Below are 22,545 nucleotides of genomic sequence, written 5' to 3' on the forward strand. Positions count from 1 at the left end.
ATTTCTTATTCGCAATTATCCGCACATTATTTAAGGTTAACAATGATGAATAGCACCATTAAATCGTTTTCCCTGCTGGCGGTTATATTACTGGCTGGCTGTAGCTCCCCCACTTCCCGCATCGCAGATTGCCAGGCGCAGGGCGTCAGTCATGACACCTGTTATCTCGCAGAACAACAGCGTCAGGCGGCTATTTTAAGTGCATCAGAGGCGCAGGCATTTAAAAATGCAGAAGCCGCACAACATGCCCAGGCCACTAAAAAATCCATTTATAAAGGATTTGGCCTTACCTTCAGAATGAGCAGTAAGAACTTCGCTTATCTCAATGATTCATTATGTGCCATAGATGAAGATAATAAAGATGCCACCGTATATCAGTCGGGTCTGTATAACGTCATTGTTTATCATCACACAGGAAAAGTCGCCTTAATGAAAGAAGGCCAGTTTGTGGGCTATTTAAAATGAAGGAGCAAAAGAAAATAGCCATGACGCATATTATGATTATCGGTGCGTTTATTTTTGCCTTCCTGCAAGTGGTGTTATTAGCCTCCCTGGTTCACGCTGTGAATGTTAACAACGAAATCCAGGAAAGCTTATTTCAGTCGGGGCGCATTATGGTAGAAAGTTTGCAGCATATTCTTTCAGTGCAAACGGGGATTAACTGATTTTCACCCCGCCCGATGATGACAGCAGCCGGAGAGATTTTCGATAATCGGGCAGTCGGCGCTGTCATCGCCGGGGCAGGCATTCGCCAATGCCAGTAGCTGGTCGCGCATGGCTTGCAGCTCTTCAATATGTCGCTCGATCTCCGCGACTTTCTCCAGCGTGCGCCGTTTTACATCGGCGCTATGACGCTGCGGGTCGTTAAACAGATTCACCAGTTCGCCGCTCTCTTCCAGGTTAAAGCCCACCTGGCGTGCCTGACGCAGTAAGGTCAGTTCGTTGAGATGCTGCTGCGTATAGGTACGATAACCGTTTTCGCTGCGCATCGGCGGTGTCACCAGTCCCTTCTCTTCATAGAAGCGAATGGCTTTGCTGGTCAGGCCGGTAATTTTTGCCACATCGCTAATGTTCATCGTTCGCGCAACGCCTCCTGTGCTTTGTTAAAGGGTTTCAACAGATAATCCAGCACGCTTTTTTTACCCGTGCGGATATCGACCGTCGCCACCATACCGGGGAATATCGGAAACTGCTGTTTATGTTTATTTTCCAGATGGTTGCTGAAGGTGCGAATGTACACTCGATAGTAATAAACATCGCGCCGTACTTCATCCTGAATGGTGTCCGGTGAAATCACCGCAACTTCTCCTGGTAAGCCGCCATAGATGGAGTAATCGTAAGCGGTTATTTTCACCAGTGATTTTTGCCCCGGATGGATAAACGCCACATCGCGCGGGGAGATTTTCGCCTCAATCAGCAGTTGCTCATCCAGCGGCACGATGGTCATGAGTTTACCACCTGGGGCGATGACGCCGCCAACCGTAGTGACGTCAATGTCTTTGACAATGCCACGCACCGGCGCGGTAAAGTCCAGCCTGGTGAGAGAGTCTTCCCGCCCGCGGATCACCGAACGCTGGGTTTCGACCTCTTCGTTGGCTTTTGCTAACTCTTCCCGTGCCTGAACGTAATATTGCGTGCGCACGTCGCTGAGTTTGTTTTCCAGTTCATTGGCCTGGCGTTGCAAACGCAGCACTTCGACGCTGCTCGCCGCCCCCTGTTTCACCAGCGGCTGGGTCATCGCCAGTTCGCGATTGACCAGGCTAATTCCTTGTGTCAGCCCGGTGGTGGCTTTGTTCAGCCCGTCGCGGCGAGTGTTGTACAACGCCGTTTCCGACTCGATAAGCTCGGGGAATTTATTCAGTTCGTCGGGGAACACCAGCGGTTTATTGCTCACTTCTGCCCGCAGCCGCGCCGAGGTCGCAAGCGCCGCGTACAGCCGCGACATTGCTTCCTGCACGTCGGATTCGGTTTTGGTGCGGTTAAGCTGCGCCAGCGGCTGGCCTTGCTCAACAATATCGCCCACTTTCACGTCGAGATGATACAAAATCCCGCCTTCCAGCGACTGCACCACCTGTTCACGCCCGGAAGGTTCTACGGTGCCGCTACCGGTAGTGACTTCATCAAGCTGGAAATACCACGCCCAGCCGAGAAAACAGAGCAGCATGACGACGGTCACACGTACCGCCAGTGCCGAGCGCGGCAGGCGGGGTTCAGTCAGGCCACGGTTATATTGCAGTTGTCCGTTCATGCGGCAGACCCCTTATTCTTCTCCTGCAACACCACCCGTCGCGCCGTGGGTTCGCCCTGTTCACGCAAAATGGCCTCTTTCGCACCATCCATCACAATCCGCCCCTGATCCATCACGATTATCCTGTCCACCAGTTGCAGCATTGCCGTGCGGTGAGTGGCGATGACCAGCGTGCGATGACCAATCCACTGTTTCAGTTGTTCGATTAAGTGCGCTTCCGCCATTTCGTCCAGCGAAGCGCTGGGTTCGTCGAGCAGGACGATATTCGGTTGAGAGATGAGGAGCCGCGCCAGCAACAGCGTTTGCCGCTGACCACCAGAGAGGCCAAATCCCCCTTCCTGAATCATGTAGTTGAGGCCGTTTTTCTGCTTCTGCACAAACGGCAGCGCCCCGCTGAGGGTTAACGCGCGTTCGATATCTTCATCGCTGGCTTCCGGCATCCCCATGGTGAGGTTTTCCCGCAGCGAGCCGAAGAACAGTCGTCCGGTCTGGCTGAGCAGCCCCATGTCGCGGCGCAGATCCGCCGGATCAAGCTGCCCAATACTGATGTTATCCAGCAGCACCTGCCCCTGCTGGGCGATACGCATTCCGGCGAGCATTTGCAGTAGCGTCGATTTACCCGCGCCGTTGCGGCCAAGAATGGCGATTTTCTCTCCGGCCTGAATGTTGAGTTTGCCAATCGCCACATCGGCAATTTTCTCTTCTTCGTCGTAATAAAACACCGCGTTGCTGAACTGATAATTGCCGTGCAGCACCGCTTTATGCACCAGTTTGCCGTGTTCCGGCTGATCCACCGGGCGCTTCATCAGTTCATCAAGCCCGTTACGCGCCACTTTCGCCTGCTGCCAGCGCGAGAGCACGCCGGATATCTGCGACAGCGGCGCAATAGTGCGCGAAGCCAGGATCGTCGTCCCGACCAGCGCGCCGGTGGTCATGTCACCGTTCATCACCATAAAGCAGCCCACCAGCAGTACCACCACGTAGACGATGGACTGCACTTCCTGCGTCCAGGTAAGCAGCAGCCCGGTGAGAAAACGTTGCCTCATGCTGATGGACGAGGCCACGTCGTTGGTGTGGTTCCACTGATTCTGAAAACGCTGCTCGGCGCGCAGCAGTTTAATGTCTTCAATCGACTGCACCGCTTCCACCAGCGTAGCGTTGCGTACCGCTGACTCGCGCATCCCTTCGTTCGCCAGCCGCGCCAGCGGGCGTTGAATCAGCAGACCGGGGATCACCAGTAATGGCAGCGCCAGCAAAACCACCAGCACCAGCCAGCCGCCGATCATCCACAGAATAAAGACAAACAGCAGGAAGAACGGCAGATCCGCCACCGCGCCAATGGTGGTGGAAGTGATCAGCTCCCGCACCGATTCCAGTTCGCGGATCTGCGAGATAAACGATCCGGTGGATTTCGATCGCACGTTGTTTTTCAGCCGTAATGCGTGACCAAAAACGCGATCCGAAATGCGCAGATCCGCCCGCTTGCCAATCATATCTGAGAGGTGCGTGCGCACCATGCGCATACAGAACTCAAACAGAATCGCCATCATCACCCCGGCGAACAGCACCCACAGCGTCGGGTACGATTGCGCCGGAACGACGCGGTCGTAAACCTGCATCGAGAAAATCATCGCCGCCAGCGCCAGCACGTTCGCCACCAGTGAGGCCAGCATAATATCGCCGTAGCGCCGCCAGTCTTTCAGCGACAGACTCCAGAACCAGTTCGCCTGATACGGGCGAATGTAGTCATCCACCCGCGCATCAGGGATGGCGCTAAGCGGGCGCAGTAGCGCCAGTTCGACGATTTTATCTTCAATATCCGCGACGTTCAGCGTGGTTTCCAGCCCTTCGTCACCGCTGAACTGAACGCTGATATTGTCGTGATTGTCGCGGCGGGTGATTACGCCAATCTGCTGATTATCAAAAACCGCAATCAGCGGCAGCCGCCACGGGTTAAGCGAATCGGCAGAAAACTCCACCAATCGCAGCCCCATTCCCAATTGCCGCGCCATATCGGTGAGCAACTCTTCCCGTTTGCTGTCGCGCTCCCAGTTGACGGTCGCGCGCACGTTCTCCTGTGAAAAATCAAGGCGATAATAGCGCGCCACGGCGATCATCGCCTCCAGCCAGGCTTCCACGGACTGGGCATTTTTTTTCATTATCTACACCACCATCAACTGATGATTCGCCAGCAAAGTGGCGAGGTCGGTATGCACGCCCGTCAGCGTGACCACGTTAGTTGCCGCAAAAGTGCCGCCCGTGCCGTCGCGGTCGATCTGCACGATGGTGTCGCTGCCGCTCTGGGTGACTTTGACAAAATCACTGATGTTTCCGGCCTGCGCATCCAGCGTTGCCACGCCGTTGACGTAGCTGGCTTTGCCGTTGCCGGTATAGCCGCTGCCCTGTAACAGCTCGCGGATATCAATGCGATCGGTGTCGGCGGTGCCTTCCCATGTCCCTACCGTAAAGCCATTCACCACGTCCGAGCCATTGCCGCCAGTGGCGTCGCTGGCGTTGAGCAGTTTATAGAGCAAGGTGTCATGGCCCCCGTTGCCGATGTTGATGGTGTCGTTACCGCCGCGCCCTTCCAGTTGGTTATCGCCGCTGCTGCCCGTCAGGGTGTCGTTAAAGTTGGAGCCGGAAATGCCTTCGATATTGGTAAATGTCGAGGTGTTAAAGCCGGTCGCCTGGGCAGTGGTGGTGCTTAAGTTGGCGGTGATCCCCACTGTGGAGAGGCGGAAATCGACCACGTCCATCCCGCCGTTCGCCAGCCAGGTTCCGGTGCCGGAGCTGTACACCCAGCCGCCGGAACCGTCGTAGGTGTCGGTGCCAGCAGTAGCGAAGAAGGTGTCGTTATAGCCGGTACCAACGAACTTACCGTTGTTGCTCGCCGTGCCTGCTTCGGCGCTGAGATCGTAAGCGTGGGTAGCATCAGTGGCATGTAAACCGCCCCAACTGGTATTCACCGTCTGGTCGATATTGCTGGCAGTGGTGCCGGTGGATTTGATCAGCACCGCGTTGTAGGTTTCTCCGGCATTCAGCCCGTAGAAATTGACCAGCGCCGAGGTGTCGTTGACGCCCATCCCCGACTGCGGGTTGATGATTTGCGTAGCGACCAGCACTCCCGCCGAGTTGTAGAGTTTTACGGTATTACCGTAATAGACGTTAATGCCGTTGGGATCGGTGATACGCAGGTGCAGCGAGGTGCCGTAGCTCACCGTGTTAGTATTGCGGATCAGGAACACGCTGCCCGACTGTTTGGTCACCAGCACATCCACCGCGCCGTCCCAGTCGTAATCCATTGCCGCCACGCCGCTGGTGATGCCGCTCTGGCTGCCGCCGAGGGTAGATTGTGTCCAGTTACTGGCATTACTGACGTTAGTATAGAGGTACGACTGCCCGGTCTGAGCAATACGCGCGATATCCATTAACCCGTCATGATCCCAGTCCACTGCCACGCTGAACTGGCTGGCATAGGTTGTACCCGTTGCCCCCACCGCCACCGGATTCCCCAACACGCCGTTGGTATTGAATAACAGAGAGCCGTAGTTAGCTCTTCCCTGGCTGGCGGGCAGGAAGAGGTCCATATCGCCGTCACCATCGAAATCTGCCCAGGTCATGGACACAGACGTCGAGTTACCACCGCTGCCTGCAACGCTGAGGAAGGTGTTGATGGTGTTCTGCCCCCAGACAAACGTGCCGTTGCCCTGGCTGATGAGCGATGAAAGGGTGTAGTAGTTATTCAGGTTGAAGGTGTGCTGAACCAGGTCTACCCTGCCGTCATTGTTGAGATCGACGCCGGAACCTTCGTTAAGGGAAAGATAGCCGTTCACCACCCCGCCGACCGTGGCGCTCCCTCCGTTGTTGGCGGTGGTGGAGTTGCCTACCAAGGTGCCTGCGTTATTCCACAGGAAGGTGTTGGAGTCCGGCCCGCCTGCGTCGCCAATCCAGAAATCGAGATAGCCGTCGCCCTCTTTATCAAACGCCACAATCGAGCCATACCACGTCAGCGTGCCGACGTTCACCTGAATCGCGCTGGAAAAGGTGCCGTCGCCGTTGTTGGTAAAACCGTTGATATAGCCCGTGCCGTAGTCATCACGGGTGATAAACAGATCGCCCGTGCCGTTACGGTCATAATCGGCAATTGAACTGGTGGCGTAGTTGTTGCCGCTTTGCACCAGCGTCAGTGCGGTCTTCGACCAGGTGAGCGGATCGGTTGATTGCATAATTTGCTGGTTAGCCAGCACCGTCCACATCCCGTGGTTGTCGAGGCCGTAGGTCAGCCCCCAGGCGGTCGTTTTATTGGCAGTTGTCCAGGCGGGCGTGTAATCAATCGCCGCGTTGACCGTCACCGTGCCGTTGCTGACGTTGGCGGTGTTGCCGTTGCCCGCCGAGCTTTTTACCTGCGCGGTGACGTTATAGGCGGTCGCGGACGCCGCCAGCACATCGGTATCCGGTAACTGCACATACCAGGTGTTATGCGCCGGATCGACTACCACCGCACCGCCCGGCTGCGAGGTGTAGGTTTTGCCATTGATGACCACTTCGACATACTGCCCGCTGGCGAGCGCGGCAGTGATCACCCCGCTGATAATCGGCGTGGTATCGCGCGTGGTCTGGCTGGTGATTTGCGCCAGCGTGGTCGGAATAGAAGTATCGACCGTCAGGATAAAATCACTGGAGGAGGTGATATTCCCTGCCAGATCCACTACCCGCGCGCTGTAGGTATAGGCGCCGCTGACCAGACCGCTGTCGCTGTAGGTCCAGTTCAGCGCACCTACCATCGTCACCGCGCCTAACAGCAGGCCGTTGCGGTAGAGGTAAACCACTTCACCGCTGGCCAGCGGGCCGGAGAGCACGCCGTTCAGCAGTGGCGTGGTATCGTCGGTGGCCTGCGAACTGCTTAACGTCCCCTGCCGCTGCCCGACATCATCGGTATACGACACAATGGTCGGCGTGGCGGTGGGGTTAATCGTATCGACCACCACCGTTTTAGACACCACCGGGCCGGTGTTCCCCGCCAGATCCAGCACCCGAACCTGATAAACGTAGCTGCCATCGGTCAGCGTGCGGCTGTCGGTGTAAGTCCACTGCGTGCCGTTGGTAGTGAGCGTGGTCCAGGTCGCACCGCCATCAAGGCTAATCTGCGCCACTTCGCCGCTGGCAAGCCCCGCCCCCAGCGAACCGGTCAACGTGAGCGTGGTATCACTGGTGATAAAGTCGGTGGACGAACTCCCCGTGTCGGTGCTAATGCTGGCGATGGTCAACACCTGCGCCGGGTTAACGGTGTCAATCTGCGCCGACTGGCTGCCGGTTGCGCCAACGTTGCCCGCCAGATCGACCACTCGTACCTGCCAGGTCGTCGTGCCATTCGTTAGCGTGCGTCCGTCAACGTAACTCCAGTTCAAGCCGTCTGCCGCCAGCGTTACGTTCACCCAGGTTGCACCGTTGTCGGTGCTGATTTGCGCGAATTCATTAGTGCCGAGCGCCGCGCCCAGTACGCCGCGCACGGTAAGCGAGGTATCGCTGGTAATAAAATCGCTGCTGCTGGCTCCGGTGTCATCGCTGATGCCGGTAATGGTGATGCTTTTCGCCGCTTCCGGGCTGGTGGTGTCGACCACCACGTTTTGCGTTGCGGTCTGCCCAACATTCCCCGCCAGATCCACCACCCGCACCGTGTAGTTCCAGGTGCCGTCGGTCAGTGTGCGACCATCGGCATAGCTCCAGCTGGTGCCGATAACGGTTAAGGTTGTCCAGGTGACACCGCCGTCGAGGCTGATTTGCGCCCGTTCATCAGCGGCCAGCGCCGCACCGAGCGTCCCGCGCACGGTCAGCGTGGTATCGCGGGTAACAAAATCGCTGCTGCTTAACCCGGTGTCATCGCTGATGCCCGCAATGGCGATGGTTTTGCTCGCCAGCGGCGCGGTGGTGTCAACGGTGACAATCTGGCTGGCGGTCGCACCGATATTTCCGGCGGTGTCGATCACCCGCACCTGATAGTTGTAGTTACCGTCAGCCAGCGTGCGTCCGTCAAGGTACGTCCAGGTTAATCCGCTTACCGACAGATTCTGCCAGGTGGTGCCGCCGTCGATGCTGATTTGCGCGAACTCACCGGCAGCCAGCGTCGCCCCCAGCGTGCCGCTTACCGCAAGCGTCGTGTCGCTGGTGACAAAATCGTTAGTGATCAAGCCGGTATCGGTAGTGATCGCGCTGATGGCGATGGTTTTCACCGCTGGATCTGGCGCGATGGTGTCGATCACCACGTTCTGGCTGTCGGTCGCGCCAACGTTGCCCGCTGCGTCAATCACCCGCACCTGATAGAGATAGTTGCCATCGGTCAGCGTGCGGCTGTCGTTATAGCGCCAGGTCGTGCCAGTGACGGTAAGCGTGGTCCAGGTTGCGCCGCCGTCGATACTGATTTGCGCCGTCTCGTTACTGGCAAGCGCGGCGGTGAGCGAGCCGTTGACCACCACCGGACTGACGCTGGTGATAAAGTCGCTGGCGCTAAGCCCGGTGTCTGCTTGCAGGGAATCAATATTAATGCCCATCGCCGGGGCGCTGAGATCGACGGTAATAGTGTGATTACTGATGCCGGTGTTGCCAATGGCGTTGCTCACCGAGGCGTTAATCACGTAGGCGTTGCCGTCCGCCAGCGCAGTGACATCGGCGCTGCCGAGCGTGTAGCTCCAGCTACCGCCCGTCTGCACGGTGGTGGTGTAGGTTTTGCCGTTTAAGGTCAGGGTCAGCGTCTGCCCAACTGGGGCGGTGGTGGTGCCGCTGATCACCAGCGACGAGCCATGTTCCGCCGCGTTCACTACATCGTCGCCCGCAAAAGTGTTGATGGTGACGGTAGGCACATCGCCGTTCAACGTCACGCCACGGCTGGCGCTACCGGGGTTTCCCGCCTGATCGCTGACCGTCGCGCTAATGGTGTAGCTGCCGTCGCTTAATCCGGTAAACTGCTGCGCCGGAATAAAGACCGACCAGCTTCCGCCGCTGCCGACCGTGGCGGTCCAGCTCTGACCGTTAAAGGTGACGGTCACCGTCTGACCCACTTCGGCGGTGGTGGTGCCGCTGATGGTCTGCCCGGCAAGCTGCTCGGCGTTGTTGATAATATCGTCACCCGCCACGGTGGCGATGGTCACCGTTGGCGCAACGGTGTCAACGGTCAGAGCGTGCGTGGCCTGTCCGGGGTTGCCCGCGCGATCGTTCACGCTGGCGGTAATGGTCTGCGCGCCCTGCCCGAGCGCTGCCAGATCCGCCGCAGGCACGTTCAGCGCCCAGGTGCCATTGGCAGCAACCGTGGCGGTGTAGGTTTTGCCGCCAAAGGTGACGGTGACCGTCTGCCCCACTTCCGCGCTGGTCGAGCCGTTAAGGGTTAACGGCTGCTGTTGTTCTGCGGCGTTAAGTCGGTCGTCCGTCGAAACGGTGTTAATGCTGATAATCGGTGCGGTGAGATCCACCGCTACGCTGCGCGAGGCCGTGGCGCTGTTTCCGGCGCTGTCCTGAGCGGAAGCGCTGACCGTGTAGCTGGTACCATCCGCCAGCGCCGCAACGTCTGCCGCTGGCACATTCACGCTCCAGCTCCCGTTGCTTTGAATAGTGGCGCTGTAGCCTTTGCCGTTAAGCAACACGGTCACCACCGTGCCTGTCGCAAAATTAGTGCCAGTGCCGCTAAGGGTCAGCACATTGCCTGCTTCGGCGGCGTTAATAAGGTTATCGCCGCTGATGGTGCTGACCGAGAGCGACACCACCGCCGTGTTCACCTGCACGTTGTGCGTCTGCGTGCTGCTGTTGCCTGCGCTATCGGTGATGGTGGCGCTGATGGTCACCGTGCCGTCCGCAAGGCCGGAAATCACACTGGCTGGCACGCCAACGCTCCAGTTGCCGCTGGCATCGGTGCTGGTAACGTACTGCTGCCCGGCGATGGTCACCACCAGGCGGTCGCCCGCGACCGCGCCCGTGGCGGTGCCGCTGATAATCTGCGCCTGAGTATGTTCGACGTTGTTAATCACATCATCGCCCGCCACGGTGTTAAAGCTGATGACGGGCGCGGTGGTATCGACGGTCACGCCTTTGCTGGCGCTGCCGGGGTTACCCGCCAGATCGCTGACCGTGGCGGTCAGGGTGTAGCCGTTATTAGCAAGCGTGGTTAAGGCGCTGGCAGGCAGCGTTAAGCTCCAGCTACCGTCCGCCTGCACCGTGGTCTGGTAGTTACTGCCGTTAAGCGTGACGGTCAGCGTCTGCCCCGTTTCCGCCGTACTGGTGCCAGACACCGTTACGCCCGCCGCGGCTTCGCTGGCGTTGATGATGTTATCGCTGGCTATCGTGTTGATGGTGACGATCGGCGCGGCGCTATCGACGCTGTATTCATGTGTTGCCGTGGCGCTGTTGCCATTAACGTTGGTCACCCGCACCTGAGCGCTGGCATCACCGTCACGCAACGTCGCCATATCCGCAGCCGGAACGGTGGTGCTCCAGCTACCGTTTGCTGCCACCGTGGTGGTGTAGGTTTTGCCACCAAAGGTGACGGTAACGGTTTGCCCCGCTTCGACGCCGGACGTGCTGCCGGAGAGCGTTAGCGCCGCGCCTTTTTCGGCGGCGTTAATCACATCATCGCTGGTGATGCTGTTCATGCTGATGGCGACGGTAGTGAGATCAACCGTGACCGGATGGGTAATGCTGGTTTGCGTTCCGGCACTGTTCGCGCCGCTCACGCTAATGTTCAGCGTTCCCGCAGGCCAGTTGCTGACATCCGCCGCCGGAACGCCGACGCTCCAGGTGCCGTTCGCCAGCACCGTGGCGGCGTAAGTTTGGTTATTAATCACCACCGTCAACGCCGTACCTGCGGCAAAACCTGAACTGCTGCCAGTAATCACCTGCGCCTGACCGTGCTCGATGATATTGACCACATCATCGCCTGCAACGGTATCGACTCGCAGACCTGGCAGACTGGCATCGATGGCGATATCGCGCGTGCCGCTGCCGGTGTTGCCAACGGCGTTGGTCACCGAGGCGTTGACGGTTAACTCTCCGTTGCCCAGCGCCTGCCAGTCGGCGGCTGGTACGCTCACGTTCCAGCTTAAATCTGGCTGGACGGTGGCGGTGTAAGTTTTACCGCCCAGTTCAACGGTGACGGTGCTGCCCGCCGCCGCACCGGTTACCTGACCGCTGATGGTTTGTGCGCTGCCTGCTTCGGCGGCATTGATAATATCGTCCGTCGCCACCGGATTAATGGTCACACCCGGCAGCGCGGTATTGACCTGCACGTTATGGCTGGCGGTGCTGCTGTTGCCCTGGGCGTTGGTGACGCTCGCCGTCACGCTATAGGTAGCTTCGCCCAGCGCACTGACTGCCGAGGCGGGTACGGTAACGCTCCAGTTGCCGGAAGCGTCGGTGGTAGTGCTGTAGTTTTGTCCGTTCAGCGTCACGGTGATCGCCGTGCCCGCAGGTTGATCGCTGGTGCCGGAAAGCGCCAGATTCAATCCTTTTTCAGTGGCGTTGATCACGTCATCACCCGCGATGGTGTTGATGCTAATCACTGGCGCGGTGAGGCTGACGGTAACGGTGCGGCTGGCGTCGTCGCTGTTGCCCGCCCGATCGCTGACGCTGGCGGTGATCGTCTGCGCACCGCTACCGAGTGCCGTAACATCCGCCGCCGGGACGCCGACGCTCCAGTTGCCGGAGGCATCCAGGGTGGTGGTGTAGGTTTTGCCGTTGAGCACGACGCTCACCACATCGCCCGCTTCCCCGCCCGTGCTGGTGCCGGAAATCACCAGCGCCTGCCCGTGTTCGGCGTCGTTGATGATGTCATCGCCCGCCACGGTGTTAATGGTGAGAACGGGCGCGGTGGTGTCTATCGCCAGATTATGGCTGGCGCTGCCGGGGTTACCCGCTTTGTCATTGACTGTGGCGCTGACGGTGTAATTGCTTGCGGTCAGCGCACCTAAGGCTGAGGTGGGAACGCTGATGCTCCAGCTACCGTCCGCCTGTACATTACCGCTGTAGGTTGCGCCATTAAGGGTGACGGTGACCGTCTGGCCGGTTTCGGCGGTGCTGGTGCCGCTGATGGTGAGCGGGCTTCCGGCCTCCGTGGCGTTAAGAATATCGTCGCTGGCGATGGTATTAATGGTGAGCGTCGGCACGCTGGCGTCAACGCTATACGCATGGGTCGCCGAGGCACTGTTGCCGCTCGCGCTGCTGACGCTGGCCTGCACGTTCGCCGCGCCGTCTGGCAGAGTTGCCAGATCCGCCGCCGGAACCGTTACACTCCAGCTCCCGTTAGCGGCGACGCTTGCGGTGTAGGTTTTGCCGCCAAAGGTGACGGTAACGGTTTGCCCGCTTTCAATCCCGCTGGTGCTACCAGAAAGGGTCAGATTGGTGCCTTTTTCGGCGGCGTTAATCACGTCATCGCTGGCAACCGTATTGATGCTGATCGCCACCGTCGTTAAATCGACGGTGAACGGATGGCTGACGCTGACCGGGTTTCCGGCGCTGCTCTGTCCTGCCACGTCAACGGTTAACGGCCCCGCAGGCCAGGCGCTGACGTTTGCCGCCGGAATGCCGACACTCCAGCTCCCATCCGCCTGTACCGTGGCGGCATAGGCCACACCGTTGATGGTGACCGTCAGCGCTGCGCCTGCATTCAGGCCGCTACTGCCACCAGTGATTACCAGCGCCTGCCCGTGTTCGATACTGTTGACGATATCATCGCCCGCTACCGTATCCACGCGCAGCCCCGGCAGGTTGGCGTCAATGGTGATATCCCGCGTGCCGCTACCCGTATTGCCATTCGCGTTGGTGACCGAGGCGGTAATGGTCAAATCACCATTGCCCAGCGCCTGGAGATCGGCTGCAGGAACGCTGATACTCCAGCTTAAGTTGCCCTGTACCGTGGTGGTGTAAGTGTTGCCGCCCAGCGTCACGGTGACCGTATCGCCAGCGGCGGCACGAGTGACCACCCCGCTGATGGTTTGATCGGCGCCCGCTTCGGCGGCGTTGATAATATCGTCACCCGCCACAGTATTGATGGTGACGCCCGGCAGGCCGCTGTCGACCAGTAAATTCGCCTGGCTACTGGCGGTGTTGCCTGCCGGACTGGTGGCGCTGGCGCTGACGGTATAGTTTGCCTGGCCTAAAGCCGCCAGATCGCTCACCGGCACGGTTAAGGTCCAGTTGCCTGCTGCGTCGGTGGTGGCGCTGTAGTTATGACCGTTGAGCGTGACGGTAACCTGTGCGCCTGTCGCCAGCCCCGTACTGCTACCGCTAATGGCCAACGGCTGGCCTTTTTCATCGGCGTTCAGGACGTTATCGCCGCTGATGGCGTTAAAGGTAATTGACGGCAGGCCAGTATTGACCGTCACCTGATGCGTGGTGCTGCCGCTGTTTCCGGCGGCGTCGGTGACGCTGGCGTTAATGGTCACCGTGCCGTTCGCCAGCGCCGAGACGACGCTTGCCGGAACGCCGACGCTCCAGTTACCGCTGGCATCCAGCACGGTGGTAAAGGTGTTTGTGCCGATAGTCACCGTCACGGTACTACCGGTTGCCGCGCCAGTAGCGGAGCCGCTGATAATCTGCGCCTGGGCGTGTTCCGTCGCGTTGATCACATCATCGCCCGCCACCGTGTTGATGGTGACGACCGGAACGGAAGTATCCACCGTCAGGTTGTGATTAACCGAGGCCGGGTTTCCGGCCTTGTCGCTCACCGCCGCGCTGACGGTGTAGTTGCTGGCGGTCAGCGCACTTAAGGCTGCGGGCGGCACGCTGACGCTCCAGCTGCCGTCCGTCTGTACAGTGCCGGTATAGTTTGCGCCATTGAGCGTGACGGTCACCGTCTGCCCCGCTTCCGCCGTGCTGCTGCCGTTGATGGTCAGCGCCGTACCCGCTTCGGTAGCGTTAAGAATATCGTCGCTCGCGATAGTGTTGATGGTCACCGTTGGCGCGCTGGCATCGACGCTGTAAGCGTGGGTCGTGGTGGCGCTGTTGCCGTTAACATTGCTGACGCTGGCCTGTGCGCTGGCATCGCCATCACGCAGGGCTGCCATATCCGCCGCCGGAACAGTGGTACTCCAGGAACCATTCGCCGCGACACTTGCCGTGTAGGTTTTGCCACCAAAGGTGACGGTAACCGTTTGCCCGGTTTCCACGCCAGAGGTGCTGCCGGAGAGCGTTAACGCCGCGCCTTTTTCAGCGGCGTTAATCACATCATCGGCGGTAATGGCGTTGATGCTGACCGCCACCGCTGTGAGATCAACAGTCACCGGATGCGTGACGCTGACCGGGTTTCCGGCGGTGGTGTTGCCGCTCGCCGTAATTGTGACCGTCCCCGCAGGCCAGGCGCTGACATCCACCGCCGGAACGCCGACGCTCCAGGTGCCATCCGCCAGCACCGCCGCAACATAGGTTTGCCCGTTAATGGTCAGCGTGACGTTACTGCCCGTCGCAAGACCGGAACTGCTGCCGGTAATCACCAGCGCCTGCCCGTGCTCGATGATATTGACCACATCATCGCCAGCCACGGTACCAATCCGCAGACCGGGCAGATTCGCGTCGATGGTGATTTCGCGCGTGCCGCTACCGGTGTTGCCTACGCTGTTCGTTACCGAAGCCGAAATGGTCAGTTCGCCGTTTCCCAGCGCCTGTAAAGCGGCTGCCGGAACATTGACGCTCCAGCTTAAATTCGCCTGCACCGTGGCGGTGTAAGTCGCCCCGCCGAGCGTGACGGTTACCGTGTCGCCCGCCGCCGCGCCTGTGACCTGACCGCTGATGGTCTGGCCCGCGCCCGCTTCGGCAGCGTTAATAATATCGTCGCTCGCCACAACGTTAATGGTGACGCCCGGCAGCGCAGTATTGACCTGCACGTTATGGCTGGCGGAACCGCTGTTGCCATCAACGTCAGTAGCGGAGGCGGTTACCGTGTAAGTAGCTTCACCGAGCGCGCTCACGGCGGATGCCGGAACGGTCACGCTCCAGTTACCTGAGGCATCGGCAGTAGTGGTGTAATTTTGCCCGTTCAGCGTCACCGTAATGGTGGTGCCTGCGGGCTGATTACTGGTGCCGGTGATTTGCAGATCCGCGCCTTTTTCCGTGGCGTTAATGACGTCATCGCTGGCGATAGTGTTGATGCCAATGGTTGGCGAGGTGAGATTCACAGTGACCGTGCGGCTGGCGTCATCGCTATTACCTGCTACATCGGTAATGGTGGCAGTGATGGTTTGCGGGCCGCTGCCCAGCGCAGTGACATCTGACAGCGGAACGCCGACGCTCCAGTTGCCGGAAGCGTCCAGCGTGGTGGTGTAGGTTTTACTGTTTAACGTGACGGTGATGACATCGCCCGCTTCGCCGCCAGTGCTGGAACCGGAGATCACCAGCGCCTGCCCGTGTTCGGCGGCGTTAATAATGTCATCGCCGGAGACGGTGTTGATGGTCAGCACTGGAACGCTGAGATCTACCGCCAGACCGTGAGTCGCAGTCGCCGGGTTACCCGCTTTGTCGTTCACCGAGGCGCTGACCGTGTACTGGTTGGCGGTCAGATTGCCGAGATCTGCCGTCGGCACGCTGACGCTCCAGCTGCCGTCCGCCTGGACGGTGCCGCTGTAAGTCACGCCATTAAGCGTGACGGTTACCGTCTGCCCCGCTTCGGCGGTACTGCTGCCGCTGATGGTTAGCGGATTGCCCGCCTCGGCGGCGTTAAGAATATCGTCGGTGGCGATGGTGTTAATGGCAAGCGTCGGGGCTGAGGCATCGACGCTGTAAGCGTGGGTTGCCGAAGCCGTGTTGCCGTTAATAGTGCTGACGCTGGCCTGTACCGTGGCGTCGCCGTCGCGTAATGCGGCGAGATCGGCGGCAGGCACGCTGGTTGTCCAGCTACCATCGCCCGCTACGGTGGCGGTGTAGGTTTTACCGCCAAAGGTGACGGTGACGGTTTGCCCCGCTTCCACGCCGGAAGTGCTGCCGGAAAGGGTTAAATCGGCCCCTTTTTCGGCGGCGTTAATCACATCGTCGCCGGAAACGGTGTGAATGGAAATAGCCACCGCCGCCAGATCGACGGTGACCGGATGGGTGATGGTGACCGGGTTTCCTGCGCTAGTAGCACCTGAAACCATGATATTCACCGTCCCCGCAGGCCAGTTGCCCACATCTGCCGCCGGAACACCAACGCTCCACGTGCCATCGGCTAATACTGTCGCAGCGTAAGTGACCGTGTTTATCACCACCGTCAGCGCCGCGCCCGTCGCCAGCCCGCTGCTGCTACCTGTAATCACCAGCGCCTGACCATGCTCGATGCTATTGACCACATCATCGCCCGCCACGGTATCAACGCGCAGACCTGGCAGGTTGGCATCGATAGTTATATCGCGCGAACCGCTGCCGGTATTGCCAACGCCGTTGGTCACCGAGGCGTTAACCGTGAGGTCGCCATTACCGATGGCCTGAATATCCGCTGCCGGAACGTCCACGCTCCAGCTTAAATTCCCCTGCACGGTAGCGGTGTAGGTTTTCCCGCCTAGCGTCACGGTAACCGTATCGCCCGCCGCCGCGCCCGTCACCTGACCGCTGATGGTCTGCGCCACGCCCGATTCGGCGGCGTTAATAATATCGTCAGTCGCTACCGGATTAATGGTGACACCCGGCAACGCGGTATTGACCTGCACGTTATGGCTGGCGGAATTGCTGTTGCCTGCGCTGTCGGTGACGTTCGCCGTCACCGTGTAACTGGCTTCGCCCAGCGCACCGACGGCGGAGGCTGGCACCGTGGTGCTCCAGTTGCCTGCGGCGTCCGTCGTGGCGGAGTAATTTTGCCCGTTAAGCGTCAGCGTAATTGTGGTGCCTGCGGGCTGATTGCTGGTGCCGGAAATTTGCAGGTCCGCGCCTTTTTCGGTGGCGTTAATCACGTCATCGGTGGCGATGGTGTTGATGCCAATGGTCGGCGCAGTAAGGTTAACGGTAACCGTGTGCGTCTCGTTATCGCTATTACCCGCCGCATCAGTCACCGTGGCGGTAACAGTTTGCGGGCCGCTGCCCAGCGCCGTGACGTCCGCTGCCGGAACGCCGACGCTCCAGTTGCCGGAGGCATCCAGGGTGGTGGTGTAAGTTTTATTGTTTAGCGTGACGCTGACGACATCTCCCGCTTCTCCGCCTGTGCTGGAACCGGAAATCACCAGCGCCTGCCCGTGCTCGGTGGCGTTAATAATATCGTCGCCCGCAATGGTGTTGATGGTGAGTACCGGAACGGTGAGATCCACCGCCAGATTATGCGTGGTGCTCGCCGGGTTGCCCGCTTTGTCATTGACCGTCGCCGTCAGGGTGTGGCTGCCATCCGTCAATGCCTCAAGATCTGCCGCCGGAATATTAATACTCCAGCTGCCGTCGGCCTGTACCGTTGCCTGATACGTCTGCACGGTCGGGCTATTGAGCGTTATCGTAACGATCTGCCCTGCCTCGGCAGTGGTGGTGCCGCTCACCGTCACGCCCGCGTCAGCTTCGCTGGCGTTAACGATATTGTCGCTGGCAACGGTATTGATAATGATGGTCGGCGCGCTGCTGTCGACGCTGTAGTTATGCACCGCCGAGGCGCTATTGCCATTGATATTGCTGACGCTGGCCTGCGCGGAGGCGCTGCCATCGGTTAATGACGCCAGATCGGCGGCGGGAACGGTGGCGGTCCAGCTACCATCGCTCGCCACGGTAGCGGTGTAGTTTTTACCGCCAAAGGTCACGGTGACCGTTTGCCCGGCTTCTACATTCGTGGTGGTGCCGGAAAGCGTTAAATCAGCGCCTTTTTCTGCGGCGTTAATCACATCGTCCGTGGCGATAGTGTTGATGGTGATAGCCGCCGGAGTGAGATCCACCGTTACCGGATGCGTAATGCTTATCGGATTTCCGGCGCTACTTTCCCCGGAAACGGCAATATTAACCGTCCCCGCAGGCCAGGCGCTAACCTGCGCCGCCGTGACGCCCACGCTCCAGCTACCATCGGCCTGCACCGCAGTGGTGTAGTCCACATTATTAATCGTAACGGTAAGCGGCGTGCCTTCTGCCAGCCCCGAGCTGCTGCCGGTGACAACCAGCGCCTGCCCGTGTTCGATGATATTGACCACATCATCGCCCGCCACCGTATCGACCCGCAGACCGGGCAGATTAGCGTCGATGGTGATATCCCGCGTGCCGCTGCCGGTGTTGCCGTTTTGATTGGTGACCGAGGCGCTCACCGTTAAATCGCCATTACCCAGCGCCTGAATATCTGCCGCCGGAACGCTCACGCTCCAGCTTAATCCCGGCTGGACGGTGGTGGTGTAAGTATTGCCGCCCAGCGTAATCGTTACCGTGTCGCCAACGGCGGCTCCGGTAACCTGCCCGCTGATGGTTTGCGCAACGCCCGCTTCGGCGGCGTTAATAACATCGTCGGTTGCCACCGGGTTAATGGTCACACCGGGCAGCGCGCTGTCGACCAGCACGTTATGGCTGGCGGTGGCGCTGTTGCCGATACTGCTGGTCACCGCTGCCGTCACCGTGTAGTTGGCCTGGCCCAGTGCGGTGACCGCCGATGCCGGAACCGTGACGCTCCAGTTGCCGGAGGCGTCGGTCGTGGTGGTGTAATTTTGCCCGTTCAGCGTCACGGTGATGGCGGTATTGGCTGGCTGATCGCTGGTACCGGTAATCTGGACATCGGCCCCTTTTTCGCTGGCGTTTATCACATCATCGCCAGCAATGGTGTTAATACCAATTACTGGCGCGGCGGTATCGACCGTGACGGTCAGTGACTGGCTGCCCGTGTTTCCGGCGCGGTCAGTCACTGAAACGTTGACAGGATAACTGCCGTCCGCCAGCCCACTGACCACCGAGGCCGGAACGCCCAGACTCCAGTTGCCGGAAGCATCCACCACGGTGGTGTAATTCACATTATTCAACGTCACAGTGACGATATCGCCAGCCTGCGCGCCAGCGACCGTGCCGCTGATGATTTGCGCCTGGGTGTGTTCCGGCGTGTTGATGACGTTATCGCTCGCCACCGGATTAATGGTCACCACGGGCGGCGTGGCATCCACCAGCGCCACACGTGAGACGCTGGTCGGATTACCTGCGACATCGTTCACGCTGGCGGTGACCGTGGCGTTGCCGTCAGCCAGTGCGCCAACGTTGGCGGCAGGTACGGTCACACTCCAGGTGCCGTCTGCCTGCACGACGCCCTGATACGTCTGCCCATTCAGCGTGACGGTCACCGTCTGCCCCGGCTGGGCGTCAGTGGTGCCAGTGATTTGCAGATCCTGACCACTTTCGGCGGCGTTGATGATGTTATCGGCGGTCAGCGAATCGATACTTAAGGCTGGCGCCTGACTGTCGACGGTAATGGTGCGGGAGGTGTCGCCAGTGTTACCGCTGATATTAGTGACGGTCGCGGTGATTTCCGCTGCGCCATCGGGCAGGCTGCTTACCGCGCTGGCGGGAACGGTCAGGCTCCAGGAACCGTCATTCTGAACAGTGGTCGTCAGGGTTTGCCCGGCAAATTTCACGACTACCGTTTGCCCGGCCTCTACTCCTTGAGTGGTGCCGGTCAGCGTCAGCGGCGCACCTTTTTCTGCGGCATTGATAATGTCATCGCCGGAGACGGTATTGATAACAATCGCCACGCTACCCGCATCAACCAGCACATTATGGTTGATAGAAACCGGGTTACCTGCCGGATCTTCCGCACTGGCGGTAACAATAACCGTGCCCGCAGTGAGCGCCTGCAAGTCCGCAGCTGGAACACCCACCTGCCAGTTGCCGTTGCTGTCGGTCACGCCCTGATAGCTTTCGTTGCCGAGTGTTACCGTCACGGTAGTGCCCGCAGGTAAATGGCTACTGCTGCCAGAAATGACCAAATCCTGCTGCTGTTCGAGAGCGTTAATAACGTCATCGCCGGAGACAGTATTGATACGCAGTCCCGGCAGCGTGGCGCTGATGGTGATATCACGCTCACCATTACCAGTGTTGCCATGCCCGTTCGTCACAGAAGCATTTATCGTTAACGCCCCATCGCCCAGCGCCTGTAAATCCGCCGTCGGTACGTTCACGCTCCAGGTAAGGTTGCTGCCCACCGTCGCCGTGTAGGTATGACCGCCCAGTTCAATAGTGACGGTATCGCCCTGCACCGCACCCACGACGCGCCCACTGAGGGTTTGATCTGCCGCTGCTTCGGCGTTGTTAACAATGTTGTCGCCTGCAAAGGTGTTGATGATCACCTGCGGCAGCACCGTATCGACCAGCAAATTGCTCTGCGCGGTGCCGGTGTTGCCGGTCACATCGGTGGCGCTGGCGGTAACGGTGTAATTGGTGTTTGCCAGATTCAGGACATCGCTCACCGGAACATTCAGCGACCAGACGCCGCCGCTGACCTGAGCGCTATACGTGACATTATTCAGCGTCACGTTAACCGTGCCGCCGTCAGGTAAATTGCTGGTGCCACTTAACGTTAGCGGCTGCTGAGATTCCAGCGCATTCAGTACGTTATCACCGCTGATGGTATCTATTGCCACCTGCGGCGCGACGCCTGCCAGCGTGATGTTATGGGTCGCTGTACCGGTATTTCCAGCGGCATCGGTCACCGTGACGATGATGTCGTTAGGGCCACGCGCCAGAGTACGGGTTACCGCCGGATCCAGCGCCACATTCCATGTGCCGTCCGCCAGCACTACGCCTGTCAGAACAGTGGCACCTAACTTCACGGTGACGATATCCCCCGGAGAAGCCCCACTGACCTGACCGGAAATAATCTGCGCCACAATCTGTTCAGCGGTGTTAAGAATATCGTCGCCAGCGATGGTGTTAACGCTGACCACTGGCGCAGTGGTGTCTACCGTGAAATTCGCATTGTTACTGGTGGTATTTCCTGCCCGGTCGCTGACGCTGGCATTTACGGCGTAGTTGCCATCGGCCAGCGCCTGCACTTCTGCGGCAGGCAGCGTCACTTGCCAGGTTCCGTCGCTACCGACGGTTGCTGTGTGGGTGACGCCGTTCAGGTTCAGGGTTACGGTTTGCCCCGCTTCCGCATTCGATGTACCGCTTAACACCAGCGCGGCGTTATGTTCCGCGGCACTGACAATGTTGTCCTGGGCGATGGTGTTGATAGCAAGTGTCGGCGGTTGGGTATCGACCGTTAACAGTTGCGCGCCAGTGACCGTATTGCCCGTGGCATCTTTCCCACTGACCAGCACCGCCTGATTCCCTTCGCCTAACGCCTGTGCATCGGCGGTCGGTACTTGTACGCTCCAGACACCGTTAGCCCCAACGGTGGTGGTGTAGGTCTTGCCGTTTAGCGTAACGGTGAGTTCTGTTCCCTGTGCCAGATGGCTACTGGTGCCAGAAAGCGTAAATCCAGCGGCCTGTTCGCTGGCGTTAATAATGTTGTCGCCTGCGGTAGTGGCGAGCTGTATGGCGGCCTGACTATTGTCGATGGTTAACGTTATCGACCCGGCGTTGGTAATGGTGCTACCGACGATTTGCACCACTGACCAGGTATGTTCGCCCGCGCTTTGCGTGGGCAAATCGACGCTCCAGCGTCCATCGCTACCGACCTGAGTACTGGCGATGGTGTCACCATTGCTGTCTTTAATCTGGATGGTCGCCCCCGCCTGCCCGCTGCCGCTAAAGGTTGGCGTAGTGTCATCGGTGGTATCGTTGGCGGAAAGAATACCGCGTTGATCGCCCTGATTATCGGTTACCAAAAACGATGGCGTGGCGTTGCCGGGCTCGGCTGGCGGTGGGTTGTTAACCACTTCAGTTTTTGAGCCATCATCGCCACCGCTTGCCAGTAAAGCGCCAAGCGCGCCGCCACCTACCGCCGCCCCCGCCAGCCATCCCCACGGGAAAGCCGTCGTCTGGCCGACGATATCAAGGTATGGCGCAATGCTTTCAATTGCGGTGGTCTGAGCGGTCAGCTCCACAGGCGCTAATCCACCTGCCGCGGTATCGGCAAAGGTGACATGAGTCAGCTGTTGACCATCGGCAAACACCAGTTCGGATTGTTCGCTGGTATTTGCCGCTTGCAGGAAATAACCGTTGCAGCGGATCACCGTGCCGTCCTGCATATAGATCAACAAGTCATTTCCGTCACGAACATAACGCGCAACGGCAGATGCCTGAGCATGAACCTGCACCACAGAGGGCTCATAAATGACAACCGTAACGTCGCCAGGATTGATCAGCGTTTGTTTGACGGATGTTTTTCGCGAAATAACATCAATAATCAGGCTCATAATGGCATTCCTGATAAATGGCGCACATCCTTAGCGAGTCCATTTATCTAAATAAGACAA

At 59.2% G+C, this 22,545-nt stretch carries 6 protein-coding genes; 2 read left to right on the forward strand and 4 right to left on the reverse strand.

What is annotated here, in order from left to right; all coding sequences use genetic code 11:
• Window positions 1-42: 42 nt before the first annotated feature.
• The gene (locus D9738_RS12310) at window positions 43-465 is read left to right on the forward strand and encodes a hypothetical protein (RefSeq protein WP_130260281.1); all 423 of its coding nucleotides are present in this window, start codon (window positions 43-45) and stop codon (window positions 463-465) included.
• Complete coding sequence (locus D9738_RS12315; protein WP_130260282.1) at window positions 462-665, forward strand: hypothetical protein; 204 nt, start codon at window positions 462-464, stop codon at window positions 663-665. Before D9738_RS12310 ends, D9738_RS12315 begins: the two co-directional genes overlap by 4 nt.
• Before the next feature lie 3 nt (window positions 666-668).
• On the opposite strand, the gene cueR is transcribed toward D9738_RS12315, so the two are convergent.
• Genes cueR through D9738_RS12335 form a run of 4 tightly spaced genes read right to left on the reverse strand, consistent with a single transcriptional unit; the run spans window position 669 to window position 22,485 of the window.
• Entirely contained in the window at window positions 669-1,076 is a 408-nt protein-coding gene (gene cueR / locus D9738_RS12320; RefSeq protein ID WP_001026744.1) for a Cu(I)-responsive transcriptional regulator, read from the reverse strand.
• A complete protein-coding gene (locus D9738_RS12325; protein WP_130206337.1) occupies window positions 1,073-2,248 on the reverse strand; it encodes an HlyD family type I secretion periplasmic adaptor subunit in 1,176 nt (391 codons plus the stop codon). The genes cueR and D9738_RS12325 overlap by 4 nt, the downstream gene beginning before the upstream one ends.
• On the reverse strand, window positions 2,245-4,407 hold the full coding sequence (locus D9738_RS12330) for a type I secretion system permease/ATPase (RefSeq protein WP_130260283.1): 2,163 nt from the start codon (window positions 4,405-4,407) through the stop codon (window positions 2,245-2,247). The genes D9738_RS12325 and D9738_RS12330 overlap by 4 nt, the downstream gene beginning before the upstream one ends.
• A 3-nt stretch (window positions 4,408-4,410) precedes the next feature.
• Complete coding sequence (locus D9738_RS12335; RefSeq protein ID WP_130260284.1) at window positions 4,411-22,485, reverse strand: Ig-like domain-containing protein; 18,075 nt, start codon at window positions 22,483-22,485, stop codon at window positions 4,411-4,413.
• Window positions 22,486-22,545: the final 60 nt, after the last annotated feature.

It is taken from the genome of Escherichia sp. E10V5 (genome assembly GCF_004212315.1).
GTDB lineage: Bacteria > Pseudomonadota > Gammaproteobacteria > Enterobacterales > Enterobacteriaceae > Escherichia.